Annotated in this window: 23 protein-coding genes and 1 pseudogene; 17 read left to right on the forward strand and 7 right to left on the reverse strand. The window is 63.3% G+C overall.

Features of this window, described 5'->3' with window-relative positions:
* Nucleotides 1–166: 166 nt before the first annotated feature.
* Nucleotides 167–1,384: a CaiB/BaiF CoA transferase family protein gene (locus AC1DD3_RS09990; RefSeq protein WP_476881544.1), complete on the reverse strand. Its 1,218-nt coding sequence runs from the start codon at nt 1,382–1,384 to the stop codon at nt 167–169.
* Between the two features lie 37 nt (nt 1,385–1,421).
* Nucleotides 1,422–2,537 carry a hypothetical protein gene (locus AC1DD3_RS09995; RefSeq protein ID WP_476881545.1) on the reverse strand — a complete coding sequence of 372 codons (1,116 nt, stop codon included), beginning with the start codon at nt 2,535–2,537 and terminating at the stop codon, nt 1,422–1,424.
* 204 nt (nt 2,538–2,741) lie between these two features.
* Here AC1DD3_RS09995 and AC1DD3_RS10000 point away from each other — a divergent pair, with 204 nt between their 5' ends.
* Nucleotides 2,742–3,518 (forward strand): IclR family transcriptional regulator, encoded by a 777-nt coding sequence (locus AC1DD3_RS10000; protein ID WP_251424542.1) that lies wholly within the window; start codon nt 2,742–2,744, stop codon nt 3,516–3,518.
* On the opposite strand, the gene AC1DD3_RS10005 is transcribed toward AC1DD3_RS10000, so the two are convergent.
* Nucleotides 3,449–4,627 (reverse strand): alcohol dehydrogenase catalytic domain-containing protein, encoded by a 1,179-nt coding sequence (locus AC1DD3_RS10005; protein WP_476881546.1) that lies wholly within the window; start codon nt 4,625–4,627, stop codon nt 3,449–3,451. The two genes, AC1DD3_RS10000 and AC1DD3_RS10005, sit on opposite strands and share 70 nt — an antisense overlap.
* A 450-nt stretch (nt 4,628–5,077) precedes the next feature.
* Between AC1DD3_RS10005 and AC1DD3_RS10010 the strand changes: the two genes are divergently transcribed.
* The 11 genes and pseudogenes from AC1DD3_RS10010 to AC1DD3_RS10060 all read left to right on the forward strand — a co-directional run bounded on the left by AC1DD3_RS10010 (nt 5,078) and on the right by AC1DD3_RS10060 (nt 17,563).
* The gene (locus AC1DD3_RS10010) at nt 5,078–6,445 is read left to right on the forward strand and encodes an MFS transporter (RefSeq protein ID WP_476881547.1); all 1,368 of its coding nucleotides are present in this window, start codon (nt 5,078–5,080) and stop codon (nt 6,443–6,445) included.
* Between the two features lie 109 nt (nt 6,446–6,554).
* Nucleotides 6,555–7,745 carry a CaiB/BaiF CoA transferase family protein gene (locus tag AC1DD3_RS10015; protein ID WP_251424548.1) on the forward strand — a complete coding sequence of 397 codons (1,191 nt, stop codon included), beginning with the start codon at nt 6,555–6,557 and terminating at the stop codon, nt 7,743–7,745.
* A 73-nt stretch (nt 7,746–7,818) separates the two neighbouring features.
* A complete protein-coding gene (locus AC1DD3_RS10020) occupies nt 7,819–9,324 on the forward strand; it encodes an aldehyde dehydrogenase (NADP(+)) (protein ID WP_476881548.1) in 1,506 nt (501 codons plus the stop codon).
* A gap of 223 nt (nt 9,325–9,547) precedes the next feature.
* Nucleotides 9,548–11,245 (forward strand): class I adenylate-forming enzyme family protein, encoded by a 1,698-nt coding sequence (locus tag AC1DD3_RS10025; protein WP_476881549.1) that lies wholly within the window; start codon nt 9,548–9,550, stop codon nt 11,243–11,245.
* A 130-nt stretch (nt 11,246–11,375) separates the two neighbouring features.
* A complete protein-coding gene (locus tag AC1DD3_RS10030) occupies nt 11,376–12,587 on the forward strand; it encodes an acyl-CoA dehydrogenase family protein (RefSeq protein ID WP_476881550.1) in 1,212 nt (403 codons plus the stop codon).
* 383 nt (nt 12,588–12,970) lie between these two features.
* Nucleotides 12,971–13,396 (forward strand): annotated as a pseudogene (locus AC1DD3_RS10035) (acyl-CoA thioesterase); the annotation flags it as partial.
* A 108-nt stretch (nt 13,397–13,504) separates the two neighbouring features.
* The gene (locus AC1DD3_RS10040) at nt 13,505–14,470 is read left to right on the forward strand and encodes a zinc-binding dehydrogenase (protein WP_476881551.1); all 966 of its coding nucleotides are present in this window, start codon (nt 13,505–13,507) and stop codon (nt 14,468–14,470) included.
* Nucleotides 14,471–14,971: 501 nt separating this feature from the next.
* Nucleotides 14,972–15,922 carry a DMT family transporter gene (locus AC1DD3_RS10045; RefSeq protein WP_476881552.1) on the forward strand — a complete coding sequence of 317 codons (951 nt, stop codon included), beginning with the start codon at nt 14,972–14,974 and terminating at the stop codon, nt 15,920–15,922.
* Nucleotides 15,915–16,163 (forward strand): PhzF family phenazine biosynthesis protein, encoded by a 249-nt coding sequence (locus AC1DD3_RS10050; RefSeq protein ID WP_476881553.1) that lies wholly within the window; start codon nt 15,915–15,917, stop codon nt 16,161–16,163. The genes AC1DD3_RS10045 and AC1DD3_RS10050 overlap by 8 nt, the downstream gene beginning before the upstream one ends.
* A 181-nt stretch (nt 16,164–16,344) precedes the next feature.
* Complete coding sequence (locus AC1DD3_RS10055) at nt 16,345–16,611, forward strand: hypothetical protein (protein ID WP_230117820.1); 267 nt, start codon at nt 16,345–16,347, stop codon at nt 16,609–16,611.
* A gap of 145 nt (nt 16,612–16,756) precedes the next feature.
* A complete protein-coding gene (locus AC1DD3_RS10060; RefSeq protein ID WP_476881554.1) occupies nt 16,757–17,563 on the forward strand; it encodes an ETEC_3214 domain-containing protein in 807 nt (268 codons plus the stop codon).
* 381 nt (nt 17,564–17,944) lie between these two features.
* Here the strand turns inward: AC1DD3_RS10060 and AC1DD3_RS10065 are convergent, their stop codons facing one another.
* Entirely contained in the window at nt 17,945–18,856 is a 912-nt protein-coding gene (locus AC1DD3_RS10065; RefSeq protein ID WP_230117818.1) for a DMT family protein, read from the reverse strand.
* Between the two features lie 565 nt (nt 18,857–19,421).
* Here AC1DD3_RS10065 and AC1DD3_RS10070 point away from each other — a divergent pair.
* The gene (locus AC1DD3_RS10070) at nt 19,422–19,814 is read left to right on the forward strand and encodes a hypothetical protein (RefSeq protein WP_230117817.1); all 393 of its coding nucleotides are present in this window, start codon (nt 19,422–19,424) and stop codon (nt 19,812–19,814) included.
* Between the two features lie 4 nt (nt 19,815–19,818).
* Nucleotides 19,819–20,523: an RES domain-containing protein gene (locus tag AC1DD3_RS10075; protein WP_230117816.1), complete on the forward strand. Its 705-nt coding sequence runs from the start codon at nt 19,819–19,821 to the stop codon at nt 20,521–20,523.
* 392 nt (nt 20,524–20,915) lie between these two features.
* On the opposite strand, the gene AC1DD3_RS10080 is transcribed toward AC1DD3_RS10075, so the two are convergent.
* From AC1DD3_RS10080 to AC1DD3_RS10090, 3 genes are all read right to left on the reverse strand, one after another.
* Nucleotides 20,916–21,062, reverse strand: coding sequence for a lmo0937 family membrane protein (locus AC1DD3_RS10080; protein ID WP_230117815.1), 147 nt, complete (start codon nt 21,060–21,062; stop codon nt 20,916–20,918).
* Nucleotides 21,063–21,497: 435 nt separating this feature from the next.
* Nucleotides 21,498–21,770 carry a HutD family protein gene (locus tag AC1DD3_RS10085; protein ID WP_354962132.1) on the reverse strand — a complete coding sequence of 91 codons (273 nt, stop codon included), beginning with the start codon at nt 21,768–21,770 and terminating at the stop codon, nt 21,498–21,500.
* A 28-nt stretch (nt 21,771–21,798) separates the two neighbouring features.
* Nucleotides 21,799–23,088 (reverse strand): ammonium transporter, encoded by a 1,290-nt coding sequence (locus AC1DD3_RS10090; protein ID WP_230117814.1) that lies wholly within the window; start codon nt 23,086–23,088, stop codon nt 21,799–21,801.
* A gap of 254 nt (nt 23,089–23,342) precedes the next feature.
* On the opposite strand from AC1DD3_RS10090, the gene glnT reads away from it, so the two are divergent.
* From glnT to AC1DD3_RS10105, 3 genes are read left to right on the forward strand one after another with little or no spacing between them, the layout of a single operon-like run.
* Nucleotides 23,343–24,716 carry a type III glutamate--ammonia ligase gene (gene glnT, locus AC1DD3_RS10095; RefSeq protein ID WP_476881555.1) on the forward strand — a complete coding sequence of 458 codons (1,374 nt, stop codon included), beginning with the start codon at nt 23,343–23,345 and terminating at the stop codon, nt 24,714–24,716.
* Between the two features lie 25 nt (nt 24,717–24,741).
* Nucleotides 24,742–25,650: a class II glutamine amidotransferase domain-containing protein gene (locus AC1DD3_RS10100; RefSeq protein ID WP_476881556.1), complete on the forward strand. Its 909-nt coding sequence runs from the start codon at nt 24,742–24,744 to the stop codon at nt 25,648–25,650.
* Nucleotides 25,638–26,357 (forward strand): GltB/FmdC/FwdC-like GXGXG domain-containing protein, encoded by a 720-nt coding sequence (locus tag AC1DD3_RS10105; RefSeq protein WP_230117811.1) that lies wholly within the window; start codon nt 25,638–25,640, stop codon nt 26,355–26,357. The genes AC1DD3_RS10100 and AC1DD3_RS10105 overlap by 13 nt, the downstream gene beginning before the upstream one ends.
* Nucleotides 26,358–26,370: the final 13 nt, after the last annotated feature.

Consider the following 26,370-nt stretch of genomic DNA (forward strand, 5'->3'; position numbering starts at 1 on the left):
TGTGGAGGCTTCGATGACGGCGTATGCGCCGCCATCGAAGCCTTTCCGGTTTACAGCGATTTGCTGTTCCCCATAGATGCTCCGACGTTCGTGGGATCTGCCATCGGCGTCGGCGTTGGCGGAGCGCTGCCCGGGCAGTTCTTGCCGGGGACATGGCGTTGTTGCCTTAAGCGAAGCTGGGTCGGGAGGGGCTGCTTATGAGGCCGTCGACGCGAAGTTCATCGATCTCGGCGGATGAGTAGCCGAGCTCGGCCAGGATTTCCTCCGAGTGTTGTCCGAGCAGTGGTGCGGGGGAGTACTCCCTGCTGCCTGCGGCGGACAGGCGGATCGGGTTGTCGATGACTTTGATGGGTCCGGCGGTTGGGTGGTCCACTGTCCGGATGATGTCGTTGTTTATGACCTGGGGGTGGGCCAGTACTTCGTCGTAGTCCAGCACCTGTGCGCAGAGGACGCTGCGGGCGCTGAGTTTCTGGACGGCTTCGTCGGTGGTGAACCTGCTCAGTTCGTGATCCAGAATCGACCACAGGGCTTCCCTGTTTTCCATCTGGAGTTCCGAGGTTGCAAATTGGGGTCGGGTGGTGAGGTTGTCGATGCCCAGAGCATCACATACGGCTTCGAGGGGGTCCGGGCGGAAGAGGCCGACGATGTTGACCCATCCGTCGGAGGTTTTGAATGAGCCGACGAGGTTGTCCCTTTCCCAGTTGATCTCGAAGCGCCTCATCATCCACTGGGTGTATTCGTTCATTTGGGCGAACAGCGCGGTGTCCAGCAGGGATACGTCGACTCGTTGACCTTTGCCCGAGACAGATCGCTCGACGAGGGCCATCAGGATCCCCTGCACGAGGGCCATGCCTGCGCCGAAGTCGACGAAGGGGATCGGGAATATTCCCGGGCGGCCTGTGTCGTCTCTGTTGTGCCAGGTGGATCCGCTGAAGGACTGGAGCGCCATGTCCTGTCCGCCCATGTTTTTCATGGGACCGCTCTCGCCAAAGCCTGTTCCCGAGGCGTAGATCAGGCCCGGGTACTTCTCCTCCAGGGAGTCGTAGCCGAGGCCCATGCGTTCGGCCACGCCTGCGCGGAAGTTCATGACGATGACATCTGTTTTCTCCAGCAGCTCGTGAACGATGCCCATGGCACGCGGATTCTTCATGTCGAGGACGAGGGAGCGTTTGTTGCGGTTGACTGCCAGAAAGCTGGCACTGTCTTCAATGCCGCTGGATCGGACGTCGATGGTGCGGCTGATGTCACCGAGCTTCGGACGCTCGACCTTTGTTACCTCGGCGCCGAAGTCGGCGAGAATCTGCGTTGCCATCGGGCCGAACTGCACTTGGCTGAAGTCCAGAATGCGGATGCCTGCCAGCGGGAGTGATCGGATAGCGGTCATGGTGGTTCTGCTCCTGTGCCTGGGTTTCGGGGCGGGGTTATATGCGGCCGGCGGGGATTGACCCGGCGAGAACGGCCAACGATTCGAACAGGAAGTAGCTGCCGAAGATAAGTTCAACGTCGGTTGCGGCGTCTACGCTTCTGACTGTGCTCCTGCGGGTGAAGCATCCTCCGGTCAGGATGCCGCTGGGCCGGGCGTCGTCCGGGCGGCAGGGCGTCAGGTAGCCGGAGACGAGTGCTGATGCCGTCTCGCGGGCCATTTGTGCGTAGCGTGAGCCGTCCTTTGCCCCCAGGGCATGACTGAGCCGGAGGAAGGCCGCAGTGGCGATGGCGCTGGCGGCCGTATCGCGGCTTGTGTCCGGTATGGCCGGGTCCGCGAAATCCCAGAAGGAAATTTTGTCCGCCGGAACGTTGGCGATCCACCAGTCAGCCGTGCGACGTGCGTATTCGCGCCACATGGGTTCAGTGGGGCGCACGACCGCAGCGTGGGCGCTGAAAATCATGGCCCACGCTTGGGCGCGGCCCCAGGTGCTGGTGTCGCTGTAGCCCTTATGGGTGTGGGTTTTCAGGACTGCACCTGTCGAGGGGTCCAGGGTGGATGACTGGACGACCGATCCGTCCTCCCTCACGTGATTCTCGAGCACTCTTTGAGTGTGGCGGATGGCAACTTCCTCCAAGCGGTCATCGCCCAGTTCGGATGCTGCCCAGAACAGGAGGGGGCTGGCCAGAAGAGAGTCGATGCTGCTTTCAGCCGCACCGGTCGAGGATGCCTCCTCGGCATCCTCGCCCAAGGGTATGAGTCCGAGCCGTTCATCGAACATTTCGGCGAGGGACTTTGCCGCCTGCAGGGCTGTTTCGCGGGCGTGGGGATCGCCGGTGAGGAGGTGTCCTATTGCGGCACCGCAGTAGAAGCCGTACCCCTTAAAGACGGTCTGCTTGAACATCCGTGGTGTGATCAGCTCAAGGGCGCGGTGTGCGTCCGTGAGGCTGAACCTGACCGGGTCGATGCTGTGGGCCAGCCACAGCTGTCCAACCCAGCCGCCACCGGTCCAGTCCCCGTCGGGGGTGGTGGTCCATTCTCCGGTCTCTGTGTCGGCCCAGTGCGGAACACCGGGCCGCCCGGAGTCTCTGGTGGCCTGAATGCGTGTGAGCATCCGCGACTGAGCTTCCAAAAACTCTGACGACGACATGCAACTCCTTTGTCCAGTCGGTTAGATCGTGTCTGGTACCGTCTGTTGGTTGTGAACGGGTGTATGATTCTGTCTGATACTTCAGACGGTGTCCGATATTTATAAAGTTTACTGTCTGGCCGGTGCAGGGTCTACCGGCCGGCGGTGCCGACTCAGGATTGGAAAGCCATGAACCGCACCACCGCCCCCGCGCTTCGCCGGGGCCTTGACATTCTCGAACTGTTCCTCGAGCGCAATAACGGGCTTCGCGTGCCCGAGATCACCGAGAAACTCGGCATTCCCCGGGCCAGCGCCCACGAGCTGGTTGGTGCCCTGGCGGAACGCGGCTACCTTCAGGCAGTTTCGGAACCGCCCAGCCGTTACGTCCTCGGAGTCCGCGCATTCCGTCTGGGTGGTGCCTACGAACGCGGGCTGGACCTGGCTGCCCTGGGCCGTGAGAGTGCCCGCAAGATCGCCGCGGAGTGCGGGGAGACCGTGCAGATTGTCATCAGGGAGGGACGGTTTGCTGTGTTCATCGTGCGCATTGACAGTACGCATTCCATTCGCCTTGTCTCCGACGTGGGAAGCAGCCTCCCCGCCCACTGCACCGCCGGAGGCAAGATGCTGCTGTCTTCACTGCCCTCGGAGGAGCTGGACGCCCTGTTCCCTGATGATGCGGCTCTTCCTGCCATGACTGCGCAAAGCATTAACAGCAAGAAGCGTCTGTTGGCTGAGCTGGCGACGGCGCGGGAACGGGGATGGTCCGAGGAGAACAGTGAATCCAATGAGAATGTCGCCTGCGTGGCCGCTCCCATCTATGACCGCTCGGGCGCCTGCGTTGCTGCGATGAGCATCTCCACTCCCACCCTGCGGTGGGGCGAGAAGCAGAAGGAAGACTACGTCAAGCTGGTCGTCAAGGGGGCGCGGGAGATTTCGACGAACCTGGGGTCGCTGTCCACACGATAGTCCGGAGCGTCGGCCGACGGCAGGATGACGGCGCGTCCCGTGGCCCCGGTGGACAGCGCTTCGTACGCTTCGTTGATCTGCGAAAGGTCGAACCTGTCGCCGACCAGCCGCTCCAGCGGCAGCTTGCCCGCCGTGTACAGCTCGAGGATCTTCGGTACCTGCACCAGGGTGTTGGATGACCCGTAGAGGCTTCCGATGATGCGCTTTTCCTGCTGGACGAGGGCGTTGACGGGAACCTCGAAGGATGTTCCAGCCCGGCCCAGGCCCACGGCCACTACGGTGCCGGAGGTTCCGACGTTGTTCACTGCCTGGGAGAGAGTGGCGGGGATTCCCACGGCATCCAGCGCCCATTTGAGCCCGCTTGGGCAGATTCGTGCGATCTCCGCTTCCAGATCCTGCGTCACGGAGTTGATCGTGTGCGTAGCGCCGACCTCGCGGGCAAGGTCGAGCCGGGCGTCGACGGTGTCCACCGCGATGATGGGATGCGCACCGATAAGGTTCAGGCCCATGATGGCGCTCAGTCCGACTCCGCCGGCTCCGATGACGAGGGCCGCCTCCCCGGTGGAGTCCTTCATCAGATTCAGTGCTGCTCCAACACCGGTAATGACGGCGCATCCGGTAATGGCGGCGATTTCCGGCGGTATCTCCGATGAAATGCGGATCACGGAGCGCTCGGAGACCACACATTCTTCAGCGAAACACGAAACGCCCATGAGGTGGTGGACCTTCTGCCCGTCCAGACTCAGGCGCGAAGTTCCGTCCACGAGCCCGCCCGTGGTTGCCTGCACCTTGCCGGCCACGCACAAGGCGGGGCGCCCGCTGGTGCAGAATTCACAGTCGCCGCAGCGGGGACGCCAGGTAGTGATGACAGAATCCCCGGGGGAAACGCGTGTCACGCCTTCACCGACGCTCACCACAATGCCAGCCCCCTCATGCCCCAGGACGGCAGGAAGCTTCCCGTTCAGGTCCCCGTTCATATAGTGAAGGTCGCTGTGGCACACCCCCGCCGCCTGGATGCGGATCCTGACTTCGCCTCGGCGGGGAGGCTCCAGATCTACTTCTTCGATGCGGAGCGGGGTCCTGGCCTCAAATAGGACGGCTGCTTTCATGGTGGTCTCCTCGTGGTGTGGATCGTTCCGGCGGCCAGAGTGGCACCGCTTTGCGGTTCATGCCTCTGGCCCCTCTGGTGCGTCCCTACGCTGTGGTTAGTTGGTTCCGCAACTCTGCGTCCCCATCCACAGTCGCCCGGATCAATCGGGGCCTTTCCCGATTATGTACGAAATTTCAGACAGTGTCTGGAATAACAAACAGCCTAGTAATCATTCCCGGCGCCGTCAAGCACTTCGGAGGTCGGCATAATCCCGCCTGCCCCCCGCTCGGCTCTTCCATGTCGCCGCTTACCGACAAGCAAGACGAGGGGGTTGACCTCACGACTCGCCCCATGCAACGATTTGTCCATATACCAGAACCCGTCTGAAATATTAGACGAGCGGTTCGGTGGATTTTTCGGGAACGCAGATTTCTAAGCCTTCCCACCCAAATGGCAAGGAGGCCATCACATGTCCAGAATGTCCCAAATGCAGAAAGTCGGTTTGGCCAGTGGTGTGGGCACCACGGTCGAATGGTACGACTTCTTTATCTACGGCACGGCCGCAGGGCTTGTGTTCAACAAAATCTTTTTCCCCGATTTTGACCCGTTGGTCGGGACGCTGCTGGCGTTCGCCACGTTTTCCGCGGCTTTCGTAGCGCGCCCCTTGGGCGGGGTCCTGTTCGGGCATTTCGGGGACCGGATCGGCCGGAAGTCCATGCTCATCATCACCCTGACGCTGATGGGCCTGACCACCCTGGCCATCGGCCTTCTTCCCACCTACCAGACCATCGGCGTCGCGGCGCCCATTATCTTGGTCGCCTTGCGCTTCGTGCAGGGACTTGCGCTGGGCGGCGAGGTCGGCGGTGCCATCCTGATGACCGTGGAGCACGCCCCTGCCAACAAGCGCGGCTACTACGGCAGCTGGGTGCAGATGGGCGTTCCCGCCGGTCTGATGCTGGGCAACGCTGTCTTCCTTCTCATGGCAGGCCTGTCGTCCGAGGCCTTCCTCGCCTGGGGATGGCGCATCCCGTTCCTGGTTGGCGGCGTCTTCGTCGTGATCGGTCTGGTTGTTCGGCTGAAGGTCGTGGAAAGCCCGGTATTTGATCAACTGAAAAAGCAGGAAAAGACCGAGAAGATGCCCATCGCCGTCGTCCTTCGCCACTACCCGAAGCAGATTCTCCTGATCTGCGGATCCTACTTCGCAATCGGCGTCACCTTCTACGGAGCCACGGTGTTCGGCCTCAGCTACGGCGTCCAGACCGTGGGTTTCTCGCGCAACGAAATGCTGGGCATCGTCCTGATTTCCATGGGCGTCACGTTCTTCGCCCTGCCGCTGTTCGGAAGGCTCTCGGACAAACTCGGCCGCAAACCCGTCTTTCTCGGCGGCGTCATCGCCATGCTCCTCTTTACCTTCCCGTGGTTCTGGCTGGTCAACACCGGGTCCTACGTCCTGGCACTGCTCGGGTTCGTGGTCTTCTGCCTCGCATTCTCCACGTCCTATGGACCGCTGGCCGCGTTCTTCGCCGAGGCTTTCGAGACGAAAATCCGCTACACCGGAATCTCCTTCGGCTACACGATCGGCACCCTGGCCGCCAGCGCCCCGACGCCCATTGTGGCCGCATGGGTGATTGCCGAGACCGGATCCTACGAGGGTGTGGCCCTGTTCATGATGGCCATGTGCGTCATCTCGGTGATCTGCGTGATCGCCATGAAGGAGACCAACAGGCTGGATCTTTCCGAACTCGGCAAGAAATACGACCAGGAGCCCCCGGCCGCCGGCGCGGACAGCACGCCCCACGCCGACACAACCAGCCAGCACCTAAAAACCGCCAGCTAGAAACCACCGCGGCACCGAAACCCGGCACAGACGCCCCCCGCAGCCGCCGCCAGCGCGGGCAAAGCATCCGCGCCCGCGACCAGACATCGCATGAACAAGGAGTAACCACGTGATTGAAGCATCCACACGAGCAATCGACAGCCCACAGATTAGCGGCGCGGAAATCAGCGACCCGGCAGGCCCCCTGGCCGGAATCCGGGTGCTGGACATGACCCGCCTCGCGCCCGGGCCCTACGCGAGCATGCTTCTTGGCGACCTGGGCGCCGAAGTTATCGTCATCGGCGGCGGCCGCTCCGGCCTCCCCGTTCCGTCACTGTCACGGGGGAAGGAATTCATCGCCCTTGACCTCAAGAGCGACGACGGTCGGCAGGCCTTGCGGCAGCTCGTCTCAGAAGCCGATGTCTTCATGGAGGGCTTTCGTCCAGGGGTGGTGGACAGGTTGGGTGCAGGCTACGAGGAGCTGTCCGAAATCAATCCCGGCCTCGTTTACTGCAGCGTCACGGGTTACGGCCAGACCGGACCGCTGGCCCAGCGCGCCGGTCATGACATCAACTACCTTGCCGCTGCCGGTGCCCTGGGCACGTTTGGGCCGTCCGACCAGCCGCCGGTTCCGCCGCTGAATCTTGTCGCCGATCTGGGCGGCGGAGGCATGCTCTCTGCCTTCGGCATCGTCAGCGCCCTTTACGAGCGGTCCAAGACGGGCAAGGGCCGCTACATCGACTCGGCCATGGTGGACGGTGTCCTGTCCATGATGGCGATGAACTTTGCTGACTGGCACACACCGACCCTGCCCCGCCGGGGCGAGGGTGTCCTGACAGGCACCACACCGTTCTACCGGTGCTACAGCTGCTCAGACAACCGCTATGTAGCGGTCGGAGCCCTCGAAACGGCCTTCTTCGCAGAACTGTGGAACACCCTCGACCTGGGGGCAGTGCCGGACCATTTCGACAGGGCAACGTGGCCGTCCATCGAAGAGTCACTCACTGGCGCATTCGGCACAAAAACGATGGGGGAGTGGGCCGGAATCTTCGCCGAGGTCGACGCCTGCGTCACCCCCGTCCTGGAGCCACATGAACTGGCATCGTTTGAGCAGATCATCAGTCGGGATCCCGGCTTCACCCTGGATTCGGTACCCGTGATTCCCGCGTTCCAGGACGGTCCGGAACGCCGGCAGACCGACATGGAGCCGCGCACCGAAAAGGTGCTGGTCCGTCAGGGTCTTGACCCTGAACTGGCAGCCAGGGTCGCGGCCCAGAGCGAACGCACAGCCGTCACCGGCCTCAGCTGGCCGCCCCTGTAAACCGGAACCGGCAAACTATCCAGTCCAAATCCCCCGGGGAGCGCCGTGCATTGCGGTGCGCCGACTCCCGCCAATGACCATCGAGGAACCCATGGCACTGACCAGCACCACACCCGCCCCCACCAGCACCGACAGGCTCAACAGCATTCTTGCCCGGGCAGCAGACGCGGCCGTCATCTGGGCTGAGACCACGCCCCAGGAGCGCGCCGCAGTACTCCTGTCCGTTGCCGACCACCTGGACAGCGCGGCGGACGAGCTCATCGAGATCGCCCACGAGGAAACCCACCTCTCCCAGGCACGGCTGAAAGGCGAACTGAAACGCACCACCTTCCAGCTCCGGCTATTCGGCGAAGTCCTGGATGAAGGAAGCTACTTGGACGCACGGATCGATCAGGCCGATCCGGCCTGGGGCATGGGGCCGCGGCCCGAGATCCGGCGCACTCTGGAGCCCTTGGGTCCCGTTCTCGTGTTCTCTGCCAGCAACTTTCCGTTTGCCTTCAGCGTCGCAGGGGGGGACACCGCCTCCGCTCTGGCCGCAGGTTGCCCCGTCATCGTCAAAGCACATTCGGGTCATCCCCGGCTCTCGGAGCGAACGGGAGACGTCGTGGCAGCCGCCCTCGCGCATGCCGGAGCCCCCGCAGGGCTTTTCGACGTCATCTTCGGCACCCAGGCCGGACGCGATGCGCTGCTTGATCCAAGGGTGAAGGCCAGCTCATTCACCGGCTCCATCCCTGGCGGGCGGGCACTGTTCGACCTGGCGAACTCCAGGCCTGACCCGATTCCCTTCTACGGAGAACTGGGCAGCGTCAATCCCACCTTCATCACCCGCGCGGCCGCCCAAAAGAGGAGCGGACAGATCGTGACCGACTTCGTGAACTCCTACACGGTCGGAGCGGGCCAGTTCTGCACAAAACCGGGCATCCTGCTCGTACCTGCCGAATCAGACATCGCTGGCAGCCTCGCTGCAGCCCCGCACCCCGCCGCCGCCATGCTTCTGAACGAGCGCATCCAGTCCGGCTACGTCGAAGCCCTGCAAACACTCAGCGGACACGAAGACGTCGAGCCCCTGGTCCTGGGGCCGGCAGCGTATGAGAACCCGCCGACGCCGACCCTCCTGCTCACAACCGCAGCCCGTGTACTGGCCGAACCCGAGAAACTCCTCGCAGAGTGCTTTGGCCCGGCAGCCCTCGTGGTCACCTATCAGGACGAATCCGAACTGCTCCAGATCGCCCGGATCATCGACGGACAGCTGTCTTCCACCGTGCACGGGGAAGACGACGATGACATCGCCCCGCAACTGGTTCGCCTGCTCGCCCGCAAATCCGGGCGCATCCTGTGGAACCAATGGCCGACCGGCGTGTCGGTCACCCACGCCCAGCAACACGGCGGCCCCTACCCGGCGACCACCTCAGTGACATCCACGTCCGTCGGAACCGCCTCGATCTTCCGCTTCCTGCGGCCCGTCGCCTACCAGGGCCTGCCCCAGCACCTCCTGCCAAGCCAGCTGCAGGACACCAACCCCCTGCGCATCCCCCGCAGGGTAGACGGCCGACTTCAGAACCCAGACTGCAAAGTCTGACACCAGCGAGGCCCGCCGGTCGGCGACTTCCCGTACACAGAGGGTCGGCCGCCCACTTGCGACGTGATCCAACCCACGCTAGCGTTCTACATATCATTCACTGATCGATATGTCAGACGCGGCGGGGGGAAATCCACTTTCGAGCACTCTGATTTCACGACTATTTGCAGTTCAGGCGCGATCAACGCGACCAGTGTTCCGCATTCAGAAAAGGTTCCACATGATGACTGAGCAGCGCTGCCGGCCGACGGCAGCCGAACCTGTTGCACGGCGCGATATCGACGATTACTCGCCGCCCTGGGCGGATTTTGCGGCGTTCTTCCGCAGCCGGAAGGACGATGACCGGACGTTCCTGATCGCTGTCAGCCGAGGCCAGGGAACGCGGGCGGAATGGAGCGTAGGTCAGTGGCGGAATGCGGTCTACAACGTGGCCGACCAGCTGACCCGGCATGGCGTTAGGGCCGGTGACAGTGTGGCCGTTCTGGCCCACAACTCCGCCGAGACGCTGGCCCTGACCTTCGCGGTCTGGCTGCTCGGCGGCTGCCTGGTACCTCTTGACCCGCGGGACGGCGACGAGAGACATGAGGAAATCCTGCAGGAGTGCGGGGCGCGATGGATAGGCGTGGATTCGGGTGTGGAATCGGTTGCCCGGGCGCGTCGCCATGCGTCTGCGGACGCGATCGTTGTTGGCGGTCTGATGTCCACTCAGCGGCGGGAACGTCCCTCGGTGATCGGGGGACCGCTGGACGCTCCGGCCCTGCGCATGCACAGCAGCGGAACAAGTGGCCGCCCCAAAGCAATCGTCATCCCGATGCGCAGCATTCTGCTCAATTGCCATGCAATGCAGGAAGCGTTCGGCTGGACGCAGGAAACGAGGGTGCTGACTGTGCTGCCCATAAGCCACGCCAACGGTTTGCTCATCAACAGCTTCCTGCCCTGGTTTGTCGGGGGATCGACGGTGCTGGTTGACAAGTTCCGAGGAAGCACGTTCTGGCCCATCGCCGCTGAAACACGGGCCACGACGAGCAGCATCGTGCCGACCGTGCTGGAATATCTGCTCGCCGGTGAGGCCGGGGACCACCCTGCGCCGCTGATGAAGGAGGTGATCTCCGGAAGCGGTCCGCTGCGCTCCACTGCCGCATCCGAATTCGAGCAGCGTTTCGGGATGCCAGTTCGGCAGCTGTACGGCCTGTCGGAGACCACTGCCGTCTTGACCGCCACACCGCCACGGACGGGAGGATATCTTGAGCCCGGGCTTCGGAAATCCATCGGCACGGCCGTTCCTCACGCCCAGGTGGACGTCGTAGACTCCGACGGGATCCCGTGCGGCCAAGGCGTGCGGGGGGAAATAGTGGCACGCGGCGGCATGCTCATGACCGGCTACGCCAACAATGACACCGCGAACGCCGAAGCATTCAGTGGCGGCTGGTTCCACACCGGCGACCGGGGATACTGGGAACGCGCGGCCGATGGAAAGATCTGGTATTTCCTGGAAGGACGTCTGAAGGAAAGTATCGTCCGTGGCGGCCTGAATATCGCGCCCCAGCTGATCGACGAGGTCGTCGCAACTCACCCGCTGGTCCAGAGCGCCGCAGCGGTTCCCTTCGCCAACCGCTGGCAGGGCGAGGAAATTGCCGTGTTCGTGATCGCCAGCGGGGACCTGACCGAAGCAGAGCTTCTTGCCTGGTGCGCCGAACGGCTCGAGCCGCACATGTGCCCGAAAGTCGTCATCTTCGGATCCGAGATGCCCTCCACAAGCGTGGGTAAAATCCGCCGCAGTGCTTTGACCCAGCAGTTGGCCGGCGAGCTTGCCCGCTTCTGGGAAACGTCCTTCCGCACCGAAATCCGGAGCCACAGCCCGGCGGCCGTCGTCCCTGAGCGCAGGGCGGACCCGCAGAGCCATGGACCTGCCGCCCAATGACCAATCTGACTACGCATCCGGGTTCCACGACGAGCCCGGCCATCACACATGAATCGAACTATCCAGGAGAGAGACAAATGACAACGATCACCACCGTAACCCCCGGTACCCGCGGCATCGGAGCAGGCGCATGAGCATCGCGACCGCCTTCGCCACCGAGCAGGTCCTGGCCCACGTCGAAGACTTCGCCACCAAATTGGCCGAGCGGGCAGAGACCATGGATAGAAACGCCAAATTCGACAAGCAGATTCTGGACGAAGGCGCAGCGCTGGGCCTCGTGAAACTGATCTTTGACGAGAATCTGGACCTGGACCTGTCGCGGATGCCGCTGGTTCATGACGTGACGGAGCGCATCGCCAGTGTCTGCCCCCCTGTAGCCATGGAACTTGGCGTCATGCGGCTCGTGGCCTATCTGCTCTCGCGGTATGCACCTCCGGCCGTCAAAGAACGCTGGCTGCGGCCCACCATCGAAGGCCGCGCCTACGGCTCCTTCGCCCTCACGGAGCCGCAGGCAGGAACGGACCTTCGCGGCATGCTGACCGTGGCGCGCAGGGACGGTGACAATTACATCCTCAGCGGACAGAAATGCTGGGTCGGGTTCGCTCCCGTAGCTTCCTACGCCATCGTTCTGTGCAAGCTGGAGTCCACCGACAGAGACGCCCCCACCATCGCGCTCGTGGTCGACATGTCCAGCAAGGGAGCCTCGGGCGAGCCAGGCCCCGAGCTCTCGGGTTTCCGCGGCCTGACCAACGGCGCCCTCCGCTTCGACAACGTCGTGGTCCCCGCGGGGAATGCCCTCCAGGTGGATGGCTTCGCCGGCATGATGGACGGCCTTAACATGGCACGCATTGACGCCGCCTCCTACGCCTGCGGTCTGCTGCGCGGTGCCCTGGAAGTCAGCGTGGAACGAGCAGCTACACGCACCGCATTCGGCAAGCGCATCGGCGACCTGCCCAGCATCCAGATCAAGCTCGGCCGCATGCGCGCTGCCTACCACACCGCCAGGGAACTCGCGATGCGCGCCACCGAAACCTACATGCAGGGCACCGGGGGAGATCAGGACATCATCTCGATAGCTAAGATGACCGCCAGCGACCTCGCCCGGGAACACACGGACCAGGCCATGCAGATCTTCGGCGCATCAGGCCTCATCGCCTATTCTCGGGTCGAACGGCTGCACCGGGATGCCAAAGCAACCCAGATCTTCGACGGCACCAGCGAAATCCACGAAACAATGCTCGGACGCCGACTGGTCAACGCATTCGCCAAGGACGGCCACGGCGGCTCCTACATGCCCTCCTGGAAGACCGGCCGGCCAGCCGAAACCCCTACCGGCGCGTAGCCGCACGTCCGAAAATCCTGCCCACGTCAGGCAACCGAGTTCGGGATCGGACCTCCGTTGGGAACGCTCCCGGCGGCGGTCCGGTCCCGAGCCCCGTAGCAACCCAGGATGGCTTCCACACACCCGAATGGTGTTATTCGCGCGGCGCCCGTCAGCGTCTCGACAACCGATCCACCCGCGGCCGCGGTCCCGGGACGGGAAACCATCACCAGCAGATTCCAGCCCGGGTCCGCGCAACAATCCATACTGCACGCCCACAGATCCAAGGAAGACGAAATGAACCGCACGGAAAACCCTCTTGAGGAGGTCGTCGACGAAAAGGGCAGGCTGTCCATGAGGGTACTCATGACGCCGGACATGGTTAATTTTCAGGGAAAGTCCACGGCGGAGTCCTGCTCAAGTACCTCGACCAGGTCGCATACATCTGCGGGACCTGCTACGCCGGCACCTACGTCGTCACCCTTTCCGTGGACCGCGTGGATTTCATCGCCCCCATCCAGGTCGGTGAACTCGTAACGTTCCAGGCCTCCGTCAACTACACCGGCCGCACGTCACTGGAAGTCGGAATCCGGGTGCTCAGCGAAAATCTCCACGAGCAAAGCGTCAGGCACACGAACAGCTCGTACTTCACCATGGTGGCCATCGGCGACAACAACAAACCCACGCCCGTGCCCGAATTCGAGCCCTCCGACACCATCGAAAGGAGGCGCTTCCGGGAAGCGCACCAACGACGGAACGACAGGATGCGCCGAGCACGGATCAGGCGGGACCGGAGGGAACGGAACCCTCTGGATCTGCTGGCCGCCTGATCCACGGTGCCCCCGGGCCGTGGCTGGTCCGTACTGTTTAAACCCTCACACAAGATGCCTACCCAAAACGGGGCGGGCCAGAGACTCAGCCCGAGAAGGCAGACAAGAATGCGTGCAGTCTATGCAACATCGCTCGCCCCTGACGACCCACTTGCCGGACTCGAGATCGGGGACCTGCCGGACACAGAAGCTCCAGCCAACGGCTGGGAGAAGATCACGCTCAAAGCCTCCGCCCTGAATCACCACGACCTGTTCTCCCTCAAAGGCATACTCGACAAAGAGGATCTGCCGATGGTGCTGGGCTGTGACGGCGCGGGAGTGGACGCGGCCGGCAACGAGGTGATTATCCATCCCGTCGTTGCAAGCCCTGGATGGCGTGGCGACGAAACGCTGGACCCTGAACGCACCGTCCTCTCGGAGCGGCATCCGGGAACCATGGCCGACCACGTCTGGGTTCCCGCAGGAAGCACAGTCCCCAAACCGGCGGAACTGAGCTGGGAAGAAGCCGCCTGCCTGCCCACCTCCTGGCTGACTGCCTACAAAATGCTGTTCTCCGTCTCTCCAGCGGCGCCCGGATCCACCATCCTGATCCAAGGAGCCGGCGGAGGGGTCTCCACAGCATTGACATCGTTGGCAGCAGCCAGCGGGTTCCGGGTGTGGGTTACCAGCCGCAGCCAGGAAAAACGGCTCCACGCATTGACTCTCGGGGCGGAACAGGCCTTTGACAGCGGTGCGCGGCTCCCGAACCGGGTGGACGCCGTCTTTGATTCTGTGGGCCAGGCAACATGGGCACATAGCCTCAAGGCGCTGCGACCCGGCGGGGCCGTCATCACGTGCGGGGCCACTTCAGGCAGCGCTGCAGCAACCGACTTGAATCGGCTCTTTTTCACCCAACTGAAGATCCTTGGCTCCACCATGGGCACCAGGGACGAACTCGAAAGACTCACCCGATTCCTTGCGGGCACCGGGATACGCCCAACGATCGACACGGTACTGCCCCTTGGCGAAGCCATCAAAGGCTTCACCAAGATGCTTGAAGGCAACCTGATCGGAAAGATCGTCTTCACACATTGACCTGGGCGAAACCGGCGCGAGCCACGTCCGAGAGACGACAAACGGTTGATCCACGCAGCGCTTAATGTCTTCGCGGAACCTAACGCCCAGGTTTACGCAATATCGGCCATGAGCAGTCTCCCGCGGCAGGGGAGTAATGGCGCTTTCCGACGCTTAGCGCGGCTAACGGGAACTGAGCTCTAGGGAATGGGGACATCCATCCCGAACATCCGCATGGTGTTTCCGTCCTTGACACCCGGATCCTGTCCGCCCGGCACCAGCCCCTTCCCGGCGCTAGCTTGACGTAATACCTCGCCATTGGCACGGAGCCGGAACTGTTTACGTGCGGGTGGTCTTCGGGATCGTGGCTCTGTGTGGGGCTTCGAGATACTCTCGCCCACGCGGGCCAAAGAGGCCGCATCTTTGAATTGATTCACAATCACAAGGTGGCCATATACGCCGATCAGGGTGTGATGGTCTTGATGCTGGAGGCCGCCGCCGGCTTCCGGAACAGGAGGATCTTTGCATCGTCAACCGCTGCTCATCGCCGTCGTCTCCCTGACTGCGGCCACTCTTTTCTGGGCCGGCAACTATGTGGTTGGAAAGGTCGTCATCGGTGAGATGAGCCCGTTCAGTCTCGTTTATCTGAGATGGTTGATTGCACTCGTGCCCCTAATCCTCGTCGCCCATTTGGCGGAGCGGCCCCCGTGGCGTGAACTGCTGCACTTCTGGCCGTCGATCCTCGCGCTGAGCCTTTTGGGTCTTGCCGGCTACAACTTCCTGCTCTACTCGGCACTCCAGTTCACGGACGCCTTCAATGCCTCGCTGATCAACGCGTTCAACCCGGCGCTCATCGTCCTTGCGGCAATGGTCTTCCTAGGCGAACGGCCGAGCTGGAAAGGCAGTGTCGGCCTGGTGCTGGCTCTCGTTGGTGTGCTGATAATCCTGAGCAAGGGCGAGCCGATGGCGCTCTGGAATATCCATCACAACGGAGGGGACCTGTTGATGCTCGGAGCGATCCTGAGCTGGACCGCCTACACCATCGTGGGCCGCAGAGCCTCGGCGCTCATCCCGCCAATCACTTCGACTGCGCTCCAGGCAGGCGTGCTGGTCACGGCACTGACCCCCATTGCACTCATCCACGGCGTTCAACTCCCCGGTAGTGCGGGTGGGGCCTGGTCGCTGGCCTATATCGCTGTCTTCCCGTCTCTGCTGTCCTACGTGCTCTGGAACCGTGCCCTGCAGAGGATCGAACCAGCCAAAGCCGGAGTGTTCTTGAACCTCATAACTGTTTTCACTGCCTTCCTGACGATTGTCATGGGACAAACCATGAGCCCGGCTCAGATCGTTGGCGGCACGATCGTAGTGGTAGGTGTCGTGCTCGCCAACGAGCGAGGCCTCAGGCGCACCCGACCCTTGTCCGGCCGCCGTTCAACCCCAGTCGCTTCCCCCACAGGAACCCTTCATGATTGAATGCTCGTTTGCACAGATTGATGAATTTTCTGCCAACCCATACCTCGGCAACCCGGTTGCGATGATGCCGGGCGCGGACGACCTAACGGACGTCGCCATGCAGCGCTTTGCCCCGTGGACGAATCTGTCTGAGACGACGTTCCTGGTGCGACCCACAACGTTGGAGTCGGACTACAGAGCTGTTGTGGGCCGTTGGATGGAAAAAGCGCTTCAGCCCACGCAGGTGTGCCGTTGCTTATAGGCTTCCCTAGTTTTGAGGGACGCACCTTTTCGTCTCGGACGCCGCAATCGCAGCAATCCTGCATCCAGGGCTTCCCAAGGTGGACTTTTAGATCATTTCTGGCCACTCCCCTGCGCGTTTTCAAACGCCGATAACGGATATTCCGTCAACCTGCCTTGGCCGGGCTGAAGACTGCGGCGGCATGCCTGCCGGGTGGTGGCTGCAGCAGATGGCCGACGGCAACCGGCCGGTGAAGAACTTCCCTGACCGGGACACGCTCAGTGCCATGGCCAAGGGCTTGGCCGTCACCGAAGCGGAAGTTATCCCGGCCAGCGCCGGGTCCCTCGGGTTCCAGATGGACAGAACCGGCGCGGGGGAGCTCCACATCCCCGGGGCCGGGTTCTGCCCGACGACGCCGAATGGCGATCATGAATGTGCCGCGGGCATTGATGAACGCCCACCCCACTAAGTCCAGTTCCGACGCCCATCAGGGGGACTAGCTACCTAATACCGCCCCTACTTGAAGCATCTGGGGGATTTTCATGACCTCGCGGGGAGGTGCGGGTGCACCATAGAACTACCGGCATGAGCGGGTCCCGAAGACAGGGGGCGTCATGGCAGATGAAGCTCAAGACGAGAAGGGTGTGCCCGCACGCCTTGTGCACATAATTCAAAAACACAAGAAGAGCAGCTGGGCGGTCCTCATCGTGTTTCTTCTAGCCGTGATTGCGGCCTTCAACGATGTGCGCCAACTCGGCACCGACGCCTGGGCCGTGATCACCCACAACCAGCGCGAGCAGGATGCCGTGGCTTCCCTGGCGCTGGGGGATGCAATCTCGTCGGTAAGCAGCCGACTGGGCGAACCCCGCCAGTCCATGGACCTGTGCTCGGAGATCGGGTGTAAACCGACGGAGTCGCATGAACCCGTGCTGAACATTTATCGGCATGAGGACTACACCGTCCGGGCAGTCTTCGACGGAAACAAACTGGAGTTCTATGCGGTGACACGGGAGACCGAGAGGTACAAGCCGCACTTCAAGATGCCCTTTGACTGGGGCGAGCTGGGAGAGTTCACCTACAAGGATGGCATCACACCCGACGATGTTGATGCTTTCCACCGCCGGTTTCCGTCCTACGCTGAAGTGAAGCCCCTAGGCCCCGCGGGACATGATCTTGGGACGGTGCTGGGTTTCACACCAGATGGATACAGCGATAAACAAAGCTTGTACTTGGAGGGGCTGTCGGCCCTGGACAGTGCACTGTCGAAAGAGCCAACGGAGCGGGTTGCGGCAGCAGAGCCCTTCCGCGAGGGTTCAAAGCCGAATACGCAGGGCATTTTTCACGACGACGGCTATGTCGGTAACCTGCTGCACAGTGCGCAGAACGCCCGGCAGATCATCTCGGTGGGCGCCGAGCGGTGAGACCTGCAGCAGGACTTGCGGCCGAGGGCCAGATTCCGCCGAAGCGGCCCACAAACCGGGTAGCCACCGAAGCCCATCTCGAAGACCCCCAACTCGACATCCGCGGCCCGGCCAAAGCCCCTAACCGCCACCAAACACGCCGTCCTTGACAGCTGCATTTGCAGATCAGGACTTCCGGTGTGCCCGCTTGGTACTGCCCGTGAGGCTCGGGCTGGGTGAGCCGTCGGGGCCACGAACGCCCGCCGAAGCAAGCGTGGGTAGATTCAGGGAAGCAGCCATCTAGTAGTGCATCCCATCCGCTCGTCCGGAAGCGGCGCAGGCTAGCGAGGCATGATGGCCCGGCACCCTCCCGTTGGCCGGCCAGGGGTTGACCCGGCCCTGTCATGCGGCTCGGGTGGTCGGTACCTTTTTGACCGTCGCGAGCAGGATGACGCCGGCGATGGCTGTGGCGCCGGCGAGGAGGAAGGCGATGAACGCCAGAGGCGGGGCGGAGTCGGCTTCTCCGAGAATGGTGATGCCAATGGTTACCGCGACGAGCGGGTCGATGACTGTGAGTCCGGCGACGACGAGCTCGGATGAGCCGCGCGTGTGTCCTGTCTGGACCAGGAACGTTCCGGACAAAGCCGCAATGACCAGCCCGGCCAGGCAGGTCAGGGACAACCATTCAAAGTCGCCCTGGAAAAGCCGGGCGATGACGGTCTTGGCCAGGGCCGCGACGAAGCCGAACAGGATCCCGGCCGCGGCGGTGTACACGATGGCGCCCCACCGGCGGCGCCAACGCCCGTAGGCCACTGCCAGTGCGGCGAGGACGACGCCGAGCACGACCAGGATCGTGATCAGGTGCCGGTCACTGATTTCAACGTCTTCGGCGGACACTGCGGCGACAGCAACGAAGGCACCCACACCGGCCACGCACAGGGCCACAGATGTGAGGGCGCGGCGGCCAGGAGACCTGCGTGTCGTGAGGGCGGTGGCCACGGTGGTCACGACCAGGGCCACCGCACCGATGGGCTGGACGACGATCAGGGGAGAGAACCGCAGGCTCGTGAGCTGCAAAAGGATCGCCGCCCCGATCATGGCCGTTCCGCCCAGCCATACCGGTTTGCCCAGGAGGGCCTGCAGGCGCCCACCACCCATGCTCCCGGCCGCCCGGCCCCGTGCTGCGGGCTGATCTTCGACGGCCCTGTGCTGGAACAGGGTACCCAGGGCCAGCAGGACCGCCCCGGCCATGGCGATCGGGATGCCCAGCCAGTGATAAGAGGACAGCGCCGGCACGGCAACGGTGGGGATCATGATCTGACATTACCGAACCAGCAGCAACGAGGACCGCAGCATCCATGCTTTGCGCGTGTACGGAGGCCGGGCAGTTCCGCCAGGGCTGATCGGTGGAGTCTTCCTAAACGGGCAGGCAGTACAGGGTTGCTTGACGGGAGAGTGCACAACCGGTGCCACGGACGGCGAGGCTTACACGCCCGGTGCCGTTTCTTCGCCAGCCCCCGGACCGAAGGTGGCCGCCGCAGAACTCTTCAAGGTTTCGCGGGCACCAGTCCAATTCCTGGACCAGCACTCGAAGCTTGTCTGTCGTCACGAAATCTTCTCTGCTCTAAGTTGGGTGCCACAACGCTGTGGCACCCCGGACAACCAAGACCAGATGTGATCCATGCAACACACCGGCCGGAGCTGGATTTATTGCCGCGAACCGGGACGCGGGGGGCCCGTCGGGTGTGGCAAAAAGCCCGGCCGGAAGCCCCTTCTCGGCCGTAGGCTTACATAATCACGCTTATCGGCGTAAACCGCTTGTGATTCTGCATGGGATTCAGACCTTGATCCGGCACGGGTTTTCGTGGGATCATGAAGCATGACAGCAGTGACAGGCGCCCGCGGCGGGCTGAAGGCGCACCAGGATTCCATCCGGCTGGCCGATGACGTGCTGGTCCGTGATCTGAGAGACCTGCTCGGCGCAAAGCTGGTCGCCTACATCGGTTCCGTGAAGGAAACCCGCGCCGTCCGGCAGTGGGCCGACGGGGAACGGAAGCCCTCCGCCGACGTGATGCACCGGTTAAGGACCGCCTACCACGTGGCCGCCCTGCTCGCGGAGCGTGATTCCCGGGCCGTAGTGCAGGCCTGGTTCCAGGGCATGAACCCGCAGCTGGAGGACGTCCCGCCGGCGCGCCTGCTCCGCGAAGGCCAGCTGGACGACGCCGGCCCGCAGGTGCTGGCCGCTGCACGCGCATTCGCGGCCGCGGGCTGACCGGGTGGCGTCTGCAGAACTGACGGCGGCCGAGGCCGCCGGCAGGGTCTGGCGTGTCGGCTTCCGCCCGGAACCGTGGGCCTGGAGCGGCTGGGAATGGGCCACAGACGGCCGGTTCCCGGGCCGGTGGGATGACCTCCACGGCAACTTCCGCACCATCTACGCCGGCTCGTCCCTGCTGGCGTGCCTGTTGGAGGTTCTGGCACATTTCCGCAAGGATGCACGGCTGAGTATGGAGCTGGACGAGATCGTCGAGGACGATGAGGATAAGGTCCTGCACCCCACCATCGTCCCGGGGCAGGTCCCCAGGGAGTGGCTTGATGTGCGCGCTGCCGTGTCCGCAGGGCTGTCCGGGCGGTACTGTGCCGTGACCGCCTCAGGCAGCGTCGCGGCCCTGTACCCGCACTTCATTGGCCTGGCTCTCAGTCTGGGTCTGGCTGACTTTGACGCCGCTGCCCTGAAAGACGCCCGCCCGCGTCGCCTTACCCAGGCTGTCGCCTCTTGGCTCTACGAGATGACAGACTTCGATGGCGTCACCTTCGCGTCCCGCCACGGTGATGATCTCCAGCTCTGGGCGATCTTCGAGCGCCCTGGCGATTCTCCCACCACGCCGAGAATCCAGGAATCGCTGGCCGAAGAGCTGCAACACGACAGCCACGAACTCACCACTGCCTTCCACTTCCTCGGACTGGTATGGGAGAACGACTAGAGCCATTCCCAACCTCGCTCAGGTCCTGCCGTCGCCCACGAGGCGGTGGCTATTGGCGAAACAGCCGAAGAGGACTCAGCTGCCTTGTCGACGTGGTTGGCGCATTCGAAGCCGATTCCCCAATCACAATTTCTCCACCGAAGCTGAGGATTCGTCAGCGCGGTTTCGTGGATGCTCGATCCGTCTAGCTGCGGTTCTACTTGGGGGCTTCCCTAAAGCTCGGGCGCTGCTTCACGCTGCGCACCAGCTCCCAGACAATCTGGCGGACAGACGGCGGAGGCGACCGGATCGCAGAGACGATTGAAGAATGTGGTCAACTTCAGAGCCTTGCCCGAGAATGCGGCAACAGCTCACATCTCGCCGTCCCGCAGCGGCGGACCAGAGTTTCGTATCTAAACGCGTGACCTGCCGCGGATGAAGTGGATGATCAAGACGACCACGGCGATGACCAAAAGTATGTGAATTAACCCGCCGCCGATGTTGCCGAGCAGGCCGAGAAGCCAGAGAACTGCGATAATGATCGCTATCCAAAGCAGCATGAGAGTCTCCTTTAGTCCCACACGGAAATCGTGTGGTGCGTATCACCATATGTCAGGACCGGGTAGTTGCAAATGGCACCCTCAGGCCGCGGGAATCAGTGTTTGGCGGATTGCTGGCGCAAGGTGACGTAACGACGCCTATCGGTGGCTGGCCCATAGGGAGACGACAGCGCCCTAATCGAAGCAGCTGGCCGGCGCGCTGTATGCCGCGTCGCTTTGGGCTTGCTCAGGTTGGAGGCTGCCCGCAATCCCGTTTGTCCCCGCAGTCTTTCGGACGAGTGCTGATGTTGATTCGTTCTTGGCGGTTCTCACCGGACCCTTGGAGCCACGGGTTCCGAGTCGGCGGGATCGCGGCGTTGGCCTGGTGGAGTGGTCTGAAAAGCGCCCCAATGCAGAGGCAGTTGGGGAGTCAGGTCGTACTGCTCCTTCAGAACGTCATCGATCGAGGTTTGGCCCACCAAGAGGGGATGAGCTCCCGGCCCGTTCTCCGCTCGTCCTCTCGGCATGTTTTGACCCTACGAGCACTTCGTGGGGCGGGTGGACTAGACACGCAGAACCAGCGCCGTCGTGGTCAATGCCGCCCACATTGAGCCTCCATCGGAAGCATGGCGACCCTGCCGGAGCCGTATCTACGGCAACTTCCCGGGTGATGCCTGCCGCGTTCCTCCACGGGATGCGCGGCAGGCGGCCGGTGGGGCCTGGAGGCATCAGAAGCAGCGGACTGTCTTCTGCCGCCTTAGGCACGGCTCGGGGAGCCGAGTTCTACGGGTTCCTCGTCGCTGAGGTATGCGGCCTCCGAGTGTGCGGCGATGTCTATGCCGCGAAGTTCATCGGCCTCATGCACGCGCAGGCCCATTGTGACGTTGAGGACCTTTGCGATGACCCATGTCACGACGAAGGAATAGGCAAGCACGGCCAGGGTTGCCAGTGCCTGGACGCCGAGCAGTCCAAATCCACCGCCGTAGAAGAGCCCGTTGACCTTGTTGGGCGCGGCCTCCGTGGCGAAAAAGCCGATCAGGAGCGTTCCGAGGATGCCGCCCACCAGGTGGACGCCGACGACGTCGAGTGAATCGTCGAAGCCGAGCCGGAATTTCAGTTCGATTGCCAGGGAGCAGACGGCGCCGGCGATGAGTCCGATGGCGAGGGCGCCGAGTGGGCTGACGGCGCCGCAGGCCGGGGTGATGGCAACGAGGGCAGAGATGAGGCCGGAGGCGGCGCCCATGCTGCTGGCGCTGCCAAGCCTGATGCGTTCCACCAAGGCCCACGATAGAAGGCCGGCGCACGCGGCGACGGCGGTGTTGAGGAACACTACGGAGGCGGCCTGCCCGGCGGTGAGCGCGGAGCCGGCGTTGAAGCCGAACCAGCCGGCCCACAGGAGCCCGGCACCGACCAGTACCAGCGGCCGGCTGTGGGGCTTGGTGTGTTCGCTCTTGGGCCAGCCGGCGCTGCGTCCGAGGACCAGGGCGAGGGCGAGGGCCGCGATGCCGGCGTTCATGTGGACGGCGGTTCCGCCGGCGAAGTCGATGGCTTTGAGGCTGTTGACGATCCAGCCGCCGGTCACCGAGCCGTCCGTCGAGCTGAACGCGAATACCCAGTGGGCGACGGGAAAGTAGACCAGGGTTGCCCAAAGCGCGGCGAACGTCACCCACGCGCCGAACTTCATTCGGCCCGCCGCAGCCCCGGCGATGATGGCCGTGGTGATACCGGCAAAGAACAGCTGGAAGGCCGCGAACAGCGCCGCGGGGATGGGTGCGTTAGGGTCCTCCGCCAGCAGTTTCTCCATCCCGAAGTACTCGGTGACATCACCAAGCAGTCCGGCACCGCCGATGGAATTGCCGAAGACCATGGAGTAGCCGAACACGGCCCACAGGACGGCGACGATGCTCATTCCGCCGAAGCACATCATCATCATGTTCAGGATTCTGCGGGACCCGACCATGCCGCCGTAGAACAGGGCAAGGCCGGGAATCATGATGCACAGCAGTGCGCCTGCGGCCAGGATCCAGGCGACGTCTCCAGAATTCATGGAACTCCAATCAAAAGGGGTGGAAGTCAATATCCGGCGGAAGCGGAGGAACTCAACGCAACCGCGGGATGAAACCATGATTCATGACAGTGAACGATTGCGGGTTTCGCGCACGTAAAATTCCGGTTGCGTTCGCCGCCATACCGCGACACACGGATTTAACACTCGGGGAGTACGGCCGTAACATCGCTTTGACTACTGTGGTTCAACAAGGTTTCACCGCAGGTAACACCAATTTGAACAGGACAGTTCCGATGACCAGTGTCGCAACCCCTGAAGTACTCACCGAGCAATCGGTGCCGGCCGAAGCCGGACAGATTTCCCTCGCGGACATCGCCAAGGCCCACGACGTGCGGTTCCTCCTGGCCACGTTCGTGGACATGACCGGCAAGCCCTGCGCCAAGCTCGTTCCCGTCGAAGCCGCGGATGAGCTCGAAGCCGGCGCCATGGGTTTCGCCGGCTACGCCGCAGGGCTCATCGGGCAGAAGCCCCAGGATTCGGACCTCATCGCAGTTCCCGACCTCACCTCATTTACCCCTGTGCCGTTCATCAAGGAGGGCCTGGCGATCATCCACTGCGACCCGCACGTGGACGGCAAGCCGTGGCCCTTCGCCCCCAGGGTGATCCTGAAGAACACGCTCGGCCGTCTGACAGGAAAAGGAATGCAGGCCAAGATCGGCGCGGAAGTTGAGTACTTCCTGGTCAACAAGGACCCTGATGGCTCCCTGAGCACGGCCGATTCCCGTGATGACTCGCCCCGCCCCTGCTACGACGCCCGCGGCGTCACCCGCATGTATGAGCACCTGACGTCCATTTCCGAAGCGATGAATGGCCTGGGCTGGGGCAATTACGCCAACGACCACGAGGACGCGGCCGGACAGTTCGAACAGAACTTCAACTACGCCGACGCCCTCACCACGGCGGACCGCGTGGTCACCCTGCGCTACATCCTGAACATCCTCGCGGAACAACGCGGGATGACCGCCACGTTCATGCCTAAACCGTTTACGGACAGGACCGGCACGGGCCTGCATTTCCATCTGTCCCTGTGGTCCGGCGCGGAAGCGCTGTTTCCGGGGGACGACGGCGAACGCGGACTGGGGCTGTCGGAGCTCGCCTACTCCTTTATCGGCGGAGTGCTGGAGCACGCCCCGGCACTCCAGGCCTTCCTGGCACCGACGGTCAATTCGTACAAGCGCTCAGGGGCGACCACCAGCTCCTCCGGTGCCACGTGGTCTCCAAGGAAGGCTTCGTTCGGGGGCAACGACCGCACACACATGATCCGCGTCCCGGACGAAAAACGCATCGAACTCCGCTCCGGGGACGGTTCCGCCAACCCGTACCTCGCCATCGCCACGGCGATCGAAGCCGGCTTGGACGGAGTCGCGAAAGGAACCGACCCGGGTGCGCCATCGGGCCCGGGTGAAGCCCGCCCGGATGCCCACTCCCTTCCCGCGACGCTCCTGCACGCCGTCGAGGCCCTTCGTCGTGACCCGGTCATCCTCGCCAGCCTCAGCGGCGACGCCGAGATCGGAAAGTACTACGCGGACGCCAAGGAAGAAGAGTTCCTGAGCTGGCACAACCAGGTCAGCGACTGGGAAATCAGAACCTACCTGACCTCGATCTGACAACCACTAGAAAAGGACACACAATATGTGCGGAATCGCCGCGCTGCAGCTGCGCAATCCCCGGCTGCACCCCCAGATGGGCAGCCTCCTGTCCTCCATGATGTGCCAGATCGTGGACCGCGGACCGGACTCCGCCGGACTCGCCGTCTACGACACCCCGGGACTGGTGTCCAAGGGCACCGCCACCCTGAGCCTCTTGGGCAAGGACCAGGGCATGCCGGTCGGTGACATCACCGCAGCGTTGGAAACCCTGCTGCCCGTCTCCGCATCCACCGCCGTCAGGGTTGTGGGGGACACCACCCTGGTGAGCGCCGCCGTCGACACCGGTCTGCTGGTGAAGGCCGTCAGCGAAACCCTCCGGGGCTCCACGATCATCGGCCGCGGCGAGCACGTAGCCGTGATGAAGAGCGTGGGCCACCCGATGGACATCGCGGCGGAGCACGGGCTGGAAGCCCTGGCCGGAAGCCAGGGCTTGTCCCACACCCGCATGGCCACCGAGTCCGCCGTCACCGCCGGAGGCTCCCACCCCTTTTCCGTCGCGGACGACCTGTGCCTGGTGCATAACGGCTCCTTCTCCAACCACGCCACCATCCGGCGGGGCCTCGTGCGCGACGGTGTGGTGTTCGACTCCGACAACGACACCGAGGTGGGGGCCCGTTACATCGCCTCCCGCCTGCAGCAGGGCGATGATCTGGAAACCGCGCTGACCAACCTGGGCAAGGTCTTTGACGGCTTCTACACCCTGGTGGTCACCACCGCCGACAGCATGGCCGTGGTCCGGGACCCGATCGCCTGCAAGCCGGCCATCATCGCCGAAACCGCCGACTACGTCGCCATGGCCTCCGAATACCGGGCCCTGGCTGCCCTGCCCGGCATCGAAAACGCCCGCATCTTGGAACCGGAACCCGGAAAGGTCTACACATGGTCACTCTGACAGCCCCCGAAAACTTGGAAACCACCCTTGATTCCTTCAGCGTTGACCTGGCCGGCGGCACGGTCCGGGAACTGAACCATGCCCTTCATGACGCCGCCGACGGGCAGGCCTGGACCGTCACCAACCCGGAAGGCAAGCACAGCCTCGCGGTGGGCATCAACGCCGACGTCAGCGTCACCATCAACGGCCACGCCGGATACTACGCGGCCGGAATGCACCAAAAGGGCGAGGTGACCGTCACCGGCAATGCCGGCGTCGGACTCGCAGAGAACATCATGTCCGGCAAGGTGCACGTGCACGGCGACGCCTCCCAATCGGCTGCGGCCACCGGGCACGGCGGACTCGTGGTCATCGACGGCAATGCCGGGGCCCGGTGCGGGATCTCCATGAAGGGCGTGGACATCGTGGTGGGCGGCAATATCGGGCACATGTCTGCGTTCATGGCCCAGGCCGGCCGGCTCGTGGTCTGCGGCGACGCCGGTGACGCGCTGGGCGACTCCATCTACGAAGCCCGGATCTACGTCAAGGGGACCGTGGCGTCTCTGGGTGCTGACTGCATCGAAAAGCCGATGGAATCCGAACACCTCGAGGAAGTCGCCGGCCTGCTCACTGCCGCCGGACGCGCCGATAATCCGGCGGACTTCACACGCTACGGCTCGGCACGGAGCCTCTACCACTTCAGCGTCCACAACTCGACGTCGTACTAAAGGACAACCCCTC

The organism is Arthrobacter sp. 05T444 (genome assembly GCF_056395905.1).